At 27.6% G+C, this 12,496-nt stretch carries 12 protein-coding genes; 4 read left to right on the plus strand and 8 right to left on the minus strand.

Annotated features, from left to right (window positions below; all coding sequences use genetic code 11):
• Positions 1 to 4: 4 nt before the first annotated feature.
• Positions 5 to 721, minus strand: a complete 717-nt coding sequence (locus ACA134_RS06610) for an endonuclease III domain-containing protein (protein ID WP_409199633.1) — start codon at positions 719 to 721, stop codon at positions 5 to 7.
• Positions 722 to 816: 95 nt separating this feature from the next.
• On the opposite strand from ACA134_RS06610, the gene aroC reads away from it, so the two are divergent.
• Entirely contained in the window at positions 817 to 1,905 is a 1,089-nt protein-coding gene (aroC, locus tag ACA134_RS06615) for a chorismate synthase (protein WP_409199634.1), read from the plus strand.
• Positions 1,906 to 1,908: 3 nt separating this feature from the next.
• On the opposite strand, the gene ACA134_RS06620 is transcribed toward aroC, so the two are convergent.
• Both ACA134_RS06620 and ACA134_RS06625 read right to left on the minus strand, forming a co-directional pair.
• Positions 1,909 to 2,826, minus strand: a complete 918-nt coding sequence (locus ACA134_RS06620; RefSeq protein ID WP_409199635.1) for an MBL fold metallo-hydrolase — start codon at positions 2,824 to 2,826, stop codon at positions 1,909 to 1,911.
• Between the two features lie 61 nt (positions 2,827 to 2,887).
• Complete coding sequence (locus ACA134_RS06625; RefSeq protein WP_409199636.1) at positions 2,888 to 3,811, minus strand: DUF2121 domain-containing protein; 924 nt, start codon at positions 3,809 to 3,811, stop codon at positions 2,888 to 2,890.
• A gap of 457 nt (positions 3,812 to 4,268) precedes the next feature.
• Between ACA134_RS06625 and acs the strand changes: the two genes are divergently transcribed.
• The 3 genes from acs to ACA134_RS06640 all read left to right on the plus strand — a co-directional run bounded on the left by acs (position 4,269) and on the right by ACA134_RS06640 (position 7,140).
• A complete protein-coding gene (gene acs / locus ACA134_RS06630; protein WP_409201082.1) occupies positions 4,269 to 6,368 on the plus strand; it encodes an acetate--CoA ligase alpha subunit in 2,100 nt (699 codons plus the stop codon).
• Between the two features lie 107 nt (positions 6,369 to 6,475).
• Positions 6,476 to 6,700 carry a LytTR family DNA-binding domain-containing protein gene (locus ACA134_RS06635; protein WP_409201083.1) on the plus strand — a complete coding sequence of 75 codons (225 nt, stop codon included), beginning with the start codon at positions 6,476 to 6,478 and terminating at the stop codon, positions 6,698 to 6,700.
• 8 nt (positions 6,701 to 6,708) lie between these two features.
• Positions 6,709 to 7,140, plus strand: coding sequence for a DUF3021 domain-containing protein (locus ACA134_RS06640; protein WP_409199637.1), 432 nt, complete (start codon positions 6,709 to 6,711; stop codon positions 7,138 to 7,140).
• Positions 7,141 to 7,157: 17 nt separating this feature from the next.
• Here ACA134_RS06640 and ACA134_RS06645 read toward each other — a convergent pair whose 3' ends face one another.
• The 5 genes from ACA134_RS06645 to nth all read right to left on the minus strand — a co-directional run bounded on the left by ACA134_RS06645 (position 7,158) and on the right by nth (position 12,495).
• Positions 7,158 to 9,386, minus strand: coding sequence for a DHH family phosphoesterase (locus ACA134_RS06645; RefSeq protein ID WP_409199638.1), 2,229 nt, complete (start codon positions 9,384 to 9,386; stop codon positions 7,158 to 7,160).
• Between the two features lie 12 nt (positions 9,387 to 9,398).
• Positions 9,399 to 9,905: a hypothetical protein gene (locus ACA134_RS06650; protein ID WP_409199639.1), complete on the minus strand. Its 507-nt coding sequence runs from the start codon at positions 9,903 to 9,905 to the stop codon at positions 9,399 to 9,401.
• A gap of 126 nt (positions 9,906 to 10,031) precedes the next feature.
• The gene (locus ACA134_RS06655) at positions 10,032 to 10,415 is read right to left on the minus strand and encodes a desulfoferrodoxin family protein (RefSeq protein WP_409199640.1); all 384 of its coding nucleotides are present in this window, start codon (positions 10,413 to 10,415) and stop codon (positions 10,032 to 10,034) included.
• A 65-nt stretch (positions 10,416 to 10,480) separates the two neighbouring features.
• The gene (cysS, locus tag ACA134_RS06660; RefSeq protein ID WP_409199641.1) at positions 10,481 to 11,851 is read right to left on the minus strand and encodes a cysteine--tRNA ligase; all 1,371 of its coding nucleotides are present in this window, start codon (positions 11,849 to 11,851) and stop codon (positions 10,481 to 10,483) included.
• Positions 11,848 to 12,495, minus strand: a complete 648-nt coding sequence (gene nth, locus ACA134_RS06665; protein WP_409199642.1) for an endonuclease III — start codon at positions 12,493 to 12,495, stop codon at positions 11,848 to 11,850. Before nth ends, cysS begins: the two co-directional genes overlap by 4 nt.
• Position 12,496: the final 1 nt, after the last annotated feature.

A 12,496-nucleotide genomic window follows, 5' to 3' on the forward strand; every position in this document is an offset into this window, starting at 1 on the left:
TTAATCACCGTTTAAATTCTTTTAATAACTTATCATTAATTCCATATGGTTTTTTTGAATAATACCTTTTTCCATGTTCAACAATTAATGCATGATATTCTTGAAAATCTTGAAAATCTCCATTAAAATTATCTTCAAATAAATTTTTAATTTTTAAATAGCTATCTTTTTCATTTAAGATGCCTAAATATGAAAACATTCGTTTTGTATATGCATCTACAACAAATTGCTTTTCTTTATAAGCATATAATAAAATTGTATCTGCAGTTTCATCACCTACCCCTTTAACTTCTAATATTTCACTTCTTGAAGGAGTTTTTCCATTTAATTTTATTAAAAAATTAGAAATATTTACAAGATAATTAAATTTTTGATTATAATAACCTGAAGGTTTAATAGCTTCTTTAAATTTATCTACATTAGAATCTGCAAAATCAAGTAAACTTTTAGGCGTAAATTCAATTAATTCATTTAAATTTAAGAGTGCCTTTTCAACAGATGTCCAAGAAGTATTTTGAGTTAAAATTGAACCCATAATAATTTCAAATCGTTCTATCTCATTTCTTGGAAATTCATAATTTCCTTGATTATATCCTTGAATTGAGCCAGTTTTAGTGTAATTTTTACCATCAAATTCTATATGTGGCCACCATCCTTGAGGAGAATAAGTATTTATTAGTTTTTTAAAAATTAAATTAATATCTTCTTGAACTTTATCCATAAAATCACAAAAAATAATTATTATACTAAATTATTAAGTTCAATATATAAATATTTATATAAACTTTTAAATTTAAATTATATTTAAGTGAAAATATGACAAACACAACAGGGAAAATTTTTAAAGTTACAAGTTTTGGAGCAAGTCATGGAAAAGCTATTGGAGCAGTAGTTGATGGTTGTCCTGCTAATTTAGAATTATCTAAAGAAGACATTCAAAAAGAATTAGATAAAAGAAAACCAGGTACAAGTAATCTTACAAGTCCTAGAAAAGAAGAAGATGAAGTAGAAATTTTATCAGGAATTTTTAATAGTAAAACAGATGGAACACCAATTACAGCAATTGTATTTAATAAAGATCAACACTCAAAAGATTATTCTGCTTTAAAAAATACTCCAAGACCTTCACATGGAGATTATGGTTGGATAGAAAAGTATGGAAACTATGATTATAATGGAGGAGGTCGTGGGAGTGGTAGAATTACTATTGGTCATGTTATAGGTGGAGCAATAGCTAAAAAATTACTTAAAACACAAAATATAAAAATAATTTCCCATGTTAAACAAATAGGAGATATTATAGCTCCTGATAATGATTTTAAAATAATTGAAGAAAATATTTCAAAAAATCCTGTAAGGTGCGGTGATTTAGATACTTCTAAAGAGATGGAAGAACTAATTTTAAAAACAAAACAAAATAATGATTCCATCGGAGGAGTTGTTGAGACTATAGCTATTAATATTCCACCAGGTTTAGGAGAACCTGTTTTTGGAAAATTAGATGCTGATTTAGCACAAATTTTAATGGGAATAGGCTCTGTAAAAGGTGTTGAAATAGGTTTAGGCTTCGAAATATCTAATAAACTAGCTAGTGAATCTAATGATGAGATGATTATAGAAAATAATAAAATTAAAACTTCATCTAATAATAGTGGAGGAATTGTTGGAGGCATAAGTAATGGTATGCCGATTGTATCAAGAATTGCTGTTAAAGCTACTCCATCAATTAGTAAAACTCAAAATACAATAGATTTAGAAAAAAAAGAAAATTGTAAAATAAAAATAGAAGGTCGTCATGATCCTTGTATTTGTCCAAGAATCACATCAGTTGCAGAATCATCTACAGCAATTGTACTTGCAGATCATATCCTACGTTCAGGATATATAAATCCTAATAAATTATAATAGCTATCTTCCATAGAAATCTCTAGTATAACTTATTAATTTATCACTATTTTCTCTTTTATTAATTACATTTCCGGAATCTACAGTTTCTGCGTTTCTAAAAGACCTTGCAACATTATCTTTAAGTGAAATAAACTTTGATTTTGCAGGATCATTCATATTAATATCTAAGGACATTCCATCAAAAGCAGCTATTGTTTTAACACCAGTTCTACTTAGTACATTTTTTGCCTCAAGAATTGGATTTGCATTTAACATTTTAAGACCGAAATGAGTCATAATAGCTAAATCTGGTTTAACTTCTTCAATTAATTCTGCAAATTTATCAGAACACATATGTCCTTTAATAGATTTGGAGCCTGGTCTAATTACACTAGCTATTAAAATATTAGCATTTTTATGATAATGAGCTAATTTATCAAAGTATTTTGTATCAGCAGTATATGATAATCTAAAATCATCATGTTCCATTTGAAAGCCAACACAAGTGGGATCTCCATGAACTGTTTTTGTACCTTTAATAGTCATATTATCCAATACTTTAGATTTATTTGGACCTAATATCAGATTTTCAGAATTGGATTTATGATAACTAGAAATACAAGGACCCCATTCTTTAAATCCTTCAAAAACACTTCTACTACCCATTATAATTCCATTTTCTTTAGTCATTCCTCGAGTCATAGACTCAATTAATACTTCACTATCAGTATAATGATCAGTATGTGCATGAGATACAAAAATACCATCTAATCTTTTTGGATCTACTCCAAATTGATAAGAACGAACTAATGCACCTGGTCCTGGATCAATATGATAATTTTTACCATTAAAATCATCTATTCTAAAACCACCAGTCATTCTTCGCTGACTAATAGTTGCAAACCTTCCCCCACCTGTTCCTAAAAACGTTATTCTCATTTAAATGCCTTCTTCTGCGGCAGTAAATTATTGTTTTAAGTTATGAAGCTATTATGTATTATTATAAATTACATAAAATAATATCACACATAAGATTAGATTTATTTTTTTCTAAACATAACTTCTCATTTTCAATAACTACCTTATCACCTATATTTATTTCATCTTCTTTTTCACTAATCATTACTACTTCATCTTTAGGTTTAGCTAGCTGTTTCCAATTCCCATTAAAAGCTTGAACATCTTCATTTAAAACAACTTTAAGCATGTTGTTATCAATTTCAACAACTTCACCGATTTCCCCTTCATCTATAATTTTTGATGCTAATTCAATAGTTTTTTTATTTTCTAAAAGATCTTCTTCAAGTTTTTGCCTGAATTTAGAAAGTAATTTAATATCTCTATCAACAATCTCATCTAAATATTTTTGTGCTGATTGTGAATCCATACTAGGGTTTTTAATAAAAACATCAAAATTTTTACCTACAGAAGGTGTTTGATTAGCTACTTCTTCTAAAATTTCTTCAAATATATCTCCCATGAATTTTAAGCTGATGGATGGTTTCCATTTTTGGCTGATTAGTTTTTCCGCTAGTGTTTTACTGTATTTATTTCCAAATAGTACAATTGCCTTTTCATGTTTGTTTCTAGAAACTATTTCAGATCCTACTAATTCTACAATCTGATATCCCATAGTAGTTCCATAAATTCTTTTTCTTTTAACTTCAAAAGATCCTTTAGAACTTACTTCTCCTACAATAGCATCTTCAATAGTTCTTAGTTTATTTGCATCATCAGTAATTTTAATGGCTACTTTAAATTCATTAGCTCTTTTGTGAAGCTCTTCATCAGAAGATATCCTACCAGAATATATTTCTTCTTCAAGAGAATTCCTATTTTCTTCACTGCCGAAATAAGCTATTCTCCTTTTATCACTAGCCATTACACATCCTTTTTTACCGACGTATGCAATTATTAAACTCATTAAATCAACCTAAAAACTTAAAAAAAATTCATAAGAATTTGCTTAACTAAATTATTATTTAGTAATAAAAGTTATATTAAAAAAAGTATTTAAGTTTTTTGATGAATAAACAAACATGAAAAAATTATTTAAAAAAAGTAAAAAAATAAAAAAAAATGAGTAAAATAGCTATAATAATAAATCACTGATTATTTTTAAAATTAAAATATTTTTCTCAAAAACACAAGATTTCTAACTTGAAATGTTCTAATAGATTTCTGAAAAACTTAGATAATACACTTATTTTTATAAACAAAACACTATTTATTCAAGTAATTTTAAAAAAATTCTAGAATATTTTTAATTTATAATATTAAATAGTTTTATATATTAATAAATATTAAATTTAGTTAAAAATAAAATTGTAATTATTTATCATTATAAATAAATAATTATAAAACAATAATGGAGAAGAATAATTATGAATCTCGATAAGATGTTTAAACCTGATTCAGTCGTTGTTATTGGCGCTTCTAATCAGAAAGGTAAAATTGGATATATTGTTATTGATAATCTTGTATCTGATGGATATAAAGGTAAAATATACCCTGTGAATCCAAAATCTGATGAAATTCAAGGAATTAAAGCATTTAAAAATGTTAAAGATATTCCTGAAAAAGCTGATTTAGCAGTTATGTGTATTCCTGCTGCATTCGTAAATGAAGCTATCAAAGAATGTGGAGAAATGGGAATTGAAAATATGGTTATTATTACTGCAGGATTTAAAGAAGTCGGTGGTAAAGGAATTGAAATGGAAGAGGAAATGAAAGCTCTTGCAAAAGAATATGGAATTAGTATTATTGGACCTAATAGTTTAGGTACAACAGATTCACACACTCCATTAAACTCATCATTCTCACAAAATATGCCTCCAGAAGGTAATGTTGCTTTCTTATCACAAAGTGGAGCAATGATGGTAGCTATTATTGATTGGAGTTTAACTTCAGGAATTGGCTTTAGTAAATCCATTAGTCTTGGAAATAAAGCTGGTGTTCCAGAACTTGAACTTATGAAATATTTAGCAGATGATCCTGAAACTTCAGTTGTAATTTGTTATTTAGAATCAATTACTGAAGATGATGATTTCATAGATTCAATGCGTGAAGTTTCAGCTAAAAAACCGTTAATTATTCTTAAATCTGGATCAAGTTCTGCAGGTGCTGCAGCAGCATCTTCACATACTGGTGCATTAGCTGGAAGTGACTTAGGTTTTGAAACTGCATTTGAACAAGCAGGCATCATTCGTGCTGAGACTATGAGAGAATTATTTGATTATGGTTTAGGTTTCTCAAAAGCACCTCTTCCAAAAGGAGATAAAATAGCTATTATCACCAATGCTGGTGGTGGAGGAGTAGTAACTGTAGATGCTATTGAAAAAGCAGGCTTAGATTTAGTAGAATTTGATGATGAAACAAAAGCTAAATTGAAAAGTGTTTTACCTGATGAAAGTAGTGTTGAAAACCCTATTGATGTAATTGGAGATGCACCTGCATCAAGATTTGAAGCAACATTAGATATTGTTTTAGAAACTGATGATGTAGACAGTTTAATTGTTATGGTTTGTCCAACAGCATCTGCTCAACCATATGAAACAGCTGAAGCAGTATTAGAAGCTAAAAAAGGTTTCGATAAACCTATTATTGTTGTTAATATGGGTGGTCCTTCATTTGAAAAAGCAAATAAATTATTAAATGATAATGGTGTTCCATCATATGTTTTCCCTGAAACTGCAGTAGATGTCTTACAAGCAATGACTAAATATTCTAATGTTTTAGAGAGAAATTACAACAACTGTGTTGATAATATTTCTGATGTTGATAAAAATAAAGTTGCAGAAATATTTAAGAAAGTTAAATCAGAAGGTAGAGATGCATTACTTGGTAGTGAAGCATATGCAGTTGCAGAAGCATATGGAATATCAGCTGCTCCAATTAAACTTGCAACAACTCCTGAAGAAGCAGGCAAACTTGCAGAAGAAATGGAATTCCCAGTTGTTCTTAAAATTGCATCTGATAAAATTTTACACAAATCAGATATTGGTGGTGTAAAAGTAGGTATTGAATCATCAGAAGATGCAGAGAAAACCTTTAATGAAATTATGGAAAATGCTAAAATAGCTCATCCTGATATTACACCTGATGGTGTAGAAGTTCAAAAAATGATGCCTACTGGACAAGAAGTTCTTGTTGGTATGATTAGAGATGAACAGTTCGGACCAATGATTGCATTTGGTATGGGTGGAATCTATGTAAATCTTATTGAAGATGCAGCATTTAAACTTGCTAAAGGATTAACATGTGATGAAGTCGATGAACAAATCGAATCCACAAAAGTAGCTACTTTACTTAAAGGTTACAGAGGAGAAGCTCCATGTGACATAGATGAAGTAAAAGAAGCTATTAAAAGAGTAGCTAAATTAAGCTTAGACTTCCCTGAAATATCTGAATTAGATATTAACCCAATATTTGTCTATGAAAAAGGATCAAGTGCTCTTGATGTAAAAATTACTTTAGACTAAAAATAGGAATTTATATTCCTTTCTTTTTTTATTTTTTTAAATTTTTTTAAAATTTCCAAATTGTAACTTATTTTAAAATTTTAGCATTTAATATCTTATTTTAAGCAATTTACTATGATTTCAATACAGATAAAAAATTATATGAACTTGAAAATATTTTAGATAATTCATTTATTAGAATATCCAAATCATCAATAGTTAATATAAATAAAATTAATTACATTGCACCATCATTTAAAGGAATAATGTTTATATCTTTAAAAAATGGTTTAAAAGATAATATTTCAAGAAATTATTTACCTGAATTTAAAATTAGATTAAGATTAAAATAGGTGATAAAATGAATTTTTCAGAAATTATAAAATTAAGTTTCATGGGAGCAACTATAGGATGCTTTATAATAGCTATTGTAGAAATATTAATAGCTTATTCTATTGGGTGGACAAATTTCACATTAAATGGTTATGAAATACTTGTAAATACAATTGGAGCAATAATTGTAGGTCAAGGTTTTGCATTACCAAGTATTATTTATGAAAAAGAAAATATTCCTTTAATCTATCAAGTTATTTTTCAAATGGGAATAGGATTTATAATACTTTTAATTGTAGGAGTTTATTTAAATTGGATTCCAGTAACAATGGGCATATTACCAATAATTACTTGGATAATAATAGCTTTGATATTTGCATTTCTATTTTGGGCAGGTATTTACTTATATTATAGAAATGAAGCTCAAAAAATAAATAATCAAATAAAAAAATATAAATAAATAGGGAATTTTTCCCTTTAATTACTTTTTTTCATACTAGCTATTTCTAATACGAAATCATTTAAGACTTCTTTTGAAAGTCCTTCAATATATTTTAAAGAACCTGCACATTCATGGCCTCCACCATCAATACCTGCTTCAGGAATCTTAACAATAAGTGTTTGAATAATTTCATTAAGATTAAAACCAAATATTTCATTAACTGCTTCGGTAGCTCTAATAACACCAAAATCAGGACCATAAGCAAGTGTTAAAACAGGTTTATCTTCACCAACTTGTTTAGCTATTTTATCATGTACAAAACCACATGTTTTACCTGGTGCAGGGAAAGTGAATTTATGAGCATATTTTTCAACATCAAGTTCATTAAATATAATACCATTATCTAGTGTTCTTTGAGATATATTAGGTAGTGCTGCTTTAAGTTGATTATCAACTCTCTTTTTATATTCTTTAAATAATGCATTAATCATCTTTTCGTGTTTATCAAGATTATCAACAGCTAAAATAGTATCCATAATTCCTCTACCATTCATAAATCTTAAAAAGTATGCTTCAAAATCAACACATTCAGCTATTTTTAATAATTCATCTTTATTAAATCCTTTCTTTTCAGCTATTTCAACATATTGATAAACCTCACCAGATTCTGCATGATCACCTAAAGAAGCAATAGCTGGAAGGTGTTTAATTGTCTCAGATACATCAGGATTTATAATTCTAGCTACTTCAGTTGATAATGCACCTGCTGTAAGTTGTGAATCTCCACCAACAAGATAAGGATTTACATGAGTATCAACATATTCATCTACTTCAACTTTACCATCAATAACTTCTCCAGGGAAGTGGTGGTCTATTACAACAACTTCAATATCGTATATTTTAGCTTGCATTAATGATACAACATCTTCTTCTGTTGAACCATTATCTAAAAGAACAATTAATGGTAATTTTTGACCATGACGTTCTAAATCTTCTAAAGCATAAGATAAATCTTTTACAACATCTTCTAATTCATAAAATGGTGCTTTACTTGGAGAACGTTTAAAGTAATGCCAAATTGCATCATTACTTGGATTTACCTCATCAATTAATGGCAAAACTGCTTTTTCCATAGCTACTCCAGCACAAATACCATCTGCATCTGCATGATGTCTAATTAAAATTGATCTACCTTGTAATATTGCTTTTCTTATTGTCTTTGCAGCTTCCCTCATTTTAGGTTTGAGTTTATTTAATACATCACTTTTAACAAAGAAATCAACTTCAGGAGGTTCTGCTTTTTCATTTAATGCTTCTTCAATTAAATTAAGCATATATTTTGAATCATCATTTAATAATTTAGTAATAGATTGAGATTCAATTTGTGTTTTACCACCATGTTGATTAACCTCACCTAAAACTTCAATAACATCTCCAATTTCAACTTCAGGATAAGCTCTTACACCAGCTTCATCAAATGCAGCTACCCAAGTAATTGATGTTTCATCAGTAATAGTAAATATTGTTGGTCCAGATGTTTGTTGAATTTGTAATACTTCACCAATAATTTTAACAACTTTAGATTTAACAACTTCTAATTCATCTATTTTTGTTCTATCAATTTCTTTTGTAAGAGTTTCAATATTGTAATTTTTTACATTAGCTGGAACTAGATCAATTTGGCGTTCTTTAAGTTTAACAGCAGATACTTTAACTACAACTTCATCTCCAACATTGTGGTTAGTATCTCCTCTCATAAGGCCCCATACATTATTATTTAAAGTTACAAATACACCATACTTTTCTACTCTTGTAACTTTTCCAATATAGAACTTTTCTTTTTCCATATCTTTCATTTCACATAATGGGTCAATTTTATAAACAGTTTTAGGTTCATTTTCTTTTTTAGCTTTTTCTTCTTCTTTCATTTTTTCATCTTTCATTTTAATATGACAGTCCCTACAGTAATCATATTTAGGATCTATAACTTTTCCACATTTTCTGCAAACATTAATGTTTCCTTCACCATTACAATAGCTGCAATCTTCTTTAATTGGTACTTGTCCTTTACCATTACAATTATCACATGGAATATCTTGATCAGTTTCAAGGTCAAACTTTGCTTTTGCATTATTATTAGCATTTTTAAAATGATTACCTACTTCAACAAAGTCTTTAAAACCAGTTCCACCACAACTATCACATTCTTTATAATCAATAGTTTCAGAACCTGTTCCTTTACATTGTGTACAATCTTTTTTCAATTTAAATTCCCCTTAAAAGTAAAAAAATTCTTTAAATAATTCTGGATTCTCATCAACAATAGCTATTCTTTGATTTTGAAATTCAATAGCTGAATCCATTTTTGAATTAGCTAAGGAAGAATATTTATTACCTTCACTAATTTCTCCTTGTTCATATTTTTGAGAAGCTAAAATTAAATTAGATGTAGCATTTATTTTCAAATCTACTTCATCTTCTAAAATATTAATGTATTCTATAAATAAAGTTTCATTAACTCCTTCATAATATTTATTTGCTTCAAGAATATCATTTTTAGCTGATTTAAATCTTTCAAGAGCTAAATTAGCTTTAGTTTCAGTTTCTGCATAGTTTTTAGAATTAAGTGCTGTTACTGATTCATTGTAATACTTATCTCCATCAACAACATTATTACTAATATCGGGCATAAGCTCATTAATGTTATCTAAAGGAGTATTAATACATCCACTAACAAAAATAGCTCCAAATAAGACAATGCAAAAAATTAATTTATTATTCATAATATCTTTAACATGAAAAAATTAGTTAATAATAAGATTTTATAATTCATCTATTATATAGTTAAGTTATTTTAAATTAAAAATAATAAATTTAAAAAAAAATTAAAAAAAAGAAATATGAAAAATTTAATTTGATGGCCAAAGCCCATGAATATTACAATAAATTCTTGCAGAAACTTCTTCTCCTTTTGATGCAACATTGAATGTTACACTAGGTTCATCACCAGGATATAGTTCTTGTCTGAAAATTTGATCTCCAACAAACAATTCAACAAAATTAATCCAGTGTTCTTCAACCATAGGATGTGGAACTTCTCCTATATCTATCTTAATTTTATCTGCATCAACTGTAATAATTGGAATATGTTTTTCAGTTCCTTCTTCTTTTTGAATAGCTTTTAATAATTCCATTTCTTCATCACAGCATTTCATTTCACAAGCTCCACCATGAATCATTTCAACAATATAATCACATTTATTACATTTATAAAGTTCATTATTTTTTATCATAGCATCATCTCCCTATTTATTAACAATTATTTATGTTCTTAAAACTATATAAATTTTTACTTTAATTATTCATCTTCAATATTTATTCCTAAATCAATGAGTTTATCCCTTATTTCATCAGAAAACTCATATAATTTTTCTTCTCTTAATTTTTTTCGAATATCAACAATTAAATCTAATAAATCTTCATTGTTTTCAACTTGTGTGCATTTATTAAAGTCCATTCCTAAAATATTTGAAATTTCTTTAAAAAATTCTTGAATATCTAAAATATCAGATATATGAATTTTATCTTCAAATAATTCTTTTTTAGAATCATTAATAAATATAAATAATGATGAAATTGCTTTTGATGTATTAAAATCATCATCCATACTATTGAAAAACTCTTCTCGAACTTTCTTCAATGGAGGATATTCAGGATTTTTCCTTGCTTTGATTGACTTATCAATTTTTGTTTCATTTAATTTCTCAGCATAATTTTTGATTTTATTTAATGCTTTTTCAGCTTGAACTAGATCATCTTTTGAAAATTCTACATGAGATCTATAATGAGAAGATATTATAAAAAATCTAAATACTTCTGGTGAAAATTCTTTTAATACATCTCTAATACTTAAAAAGTTATTTAATGATTTTGACATTTTAAGACCAGATATATTTAAAAATCCGCTATGTAACCAATAATTAACAGTTGAATCATCAGATATAGCTTTAATTTGAGCTATTTCTGCTTCGTGATGAGGAAACATTAAATCTAGGCCTCCTCCATGAATATCGTATTTATTATCAAAGAAATATTCTGTAATAGCTGTATCTTCTATATGCCAACCTGGCCTACCTTTGCCCCATGGTGAATCCCAAACAGGTTCATTAGTGTTTTCTCGTTTTTTCCACAAAACAAAATCATGTGAGTCTTTCTTACTTGTTTTAGCTATTTTACGATGTGATTCCAACTCATCGATTTTACGATTAGATAACTCACCATAACTTTCAAATTTTCTTACCTCAAAATATACTCCATCATCAGTTTCATAAGCAAAACCATTATCCATAATCCTTGCAATTTGACTAATTATTTCATCAATGAAATCAGTTGACTTAGCATATATGTTAACATTATTTACATTTAATGAATGCATATCTTCAATATACCTTTTCTCAAAAACCTTAGCTATATCACTTGCTTCACAATTAAGAGTTTTTGCTTTTTCAATAATTTTATCATCAACATCAGTAATGTTTTGAAGATAAAAAACAGAATACCCAATATATTCTAAATATCTTTTAATAACATCAAAGAAAATATATGTTCTACCATGACCAATATGAGCATCATCATAAACAGTTGGTCCACAAACAAAAAGTTTAATTTTATTTGTATCAATAGACTTTAAATCTTCTTTTTGTCTTGTCATTGTAGAATAAATTTTCACTCTTTAACCTCTGAGTTATAATAATTACAATATTCTGATAAAGTACAAATCTCACATTGTGGATGAATTGGTCTACAAATTGTTTGGCCAAATTGAACCATTAAATCATTTAAAATAATCCATTGATCTTTTGGAACAATTTTCATAAGTTCTACCTCAGTTTTTTCTGGTTCTTTTGTATTTACAACTCCCCACCTATTAGAAATTCTATGAACATGAGTATCAACTGGAATAGCTGGCAATTCAAATGCAAAAACTAAAACACAATTAGCAGTTTTACGCCCTACACCAGGTAATTTTATAAGTTCTTTCATATCACATGGAACTTCTCCACCATATTGATCAAGTAAGATTGTTGATACTTCTTTAATCCTAGCTGCTTTAACTCGATAAAAACCTGCAGGCCTAATTAGTTCTTGAATATCTTCAATATCAGCATCAACTATTTCATGAATATCTTTATATTTATTAAAAAGATTTCTAGTAGCTTGATCTGTATTTTCATCACGAGTTCTTTGAGATAATATTGTCCTAATTAACATTTTATAAGGATCTTTATCTTTAAAAACTCTAATTTTATATTCTTCTTCAAGTTTTTCAATAAACCATTGAATTTTTTCTGTTTTATTTAGAGATTTAGACATA

It is taken from the genome of Methanobrevibacter sp. DSM 116169, assembly GCF_046197865.1.
Taxonomy (GTDB): domain Archaea; phylum Methanobacteriota; class Methanobacteria; order Methanobacteriales; family Methanobacteriaceae; genus JAHKLT01.

What these genes read in the sequence shown, in the direction of transcription:
- ACA134_RS06620 (WP_409199635.1), bottom strand. Translation starts at nt 2,826, where the DNA reads ATGAGAATAACGTTTTTAGGAACAGGTGGGGGAAGGTTTGCAACTATT.
- ACA134_RS06625 (WP_409199636.1), bottom strand. Translation starts at nt 3,811, where the DNA reads ATGAGTTTAATAATTGCATACGTCGGTAAAAAAGGATGTGTAATGGCT.
- ACA134_RS06610 (WP_409199633.1), bottom strand. Translation starts at nt 721, where the DNA reads ATGGATAAAGTTCAAGAAGATATTAATTTAATTTTTAAAAAACTAATA.
- ACA134_RS06640 (WP_409199637.1), top strand. Translation starts at nt 6,709, where the DNA reads ATGAATTTTTCAGAAATTATAAAATTAAGTTTCATGGGAGCAACTATA.
- nth (WP_409199642.1), bottom strand. Translation starts at nt 12,495, where the DNA reads ATGTCTAAATCTCTAAATAAAACAGAAAAAATTCAATGGTTTATTGAA.
- ACA134_RS06655 (WP_409199640.1), bottom strand. Translation starts at nt 10,415, where the DNA reads ATGATAAAAAATAATGAACTTTATAAATGTAATAAATGTGATTATATT.
- ACA134_RS06650 (WP_409199639.1), bottom strand. Translation starts at nt 9,905, where the DNA reads ATGAATAATAAATTAATTTTTTGCATTGTCTTATTTGGAGCTATTTTT.
- aroC (WP_409199634.1), top strand. Translation starts at nt 817, where the DNA reads ATGACAAACACAACAGGGAAAATTTTTAAAGTTACAAGTTTTGGAGCA.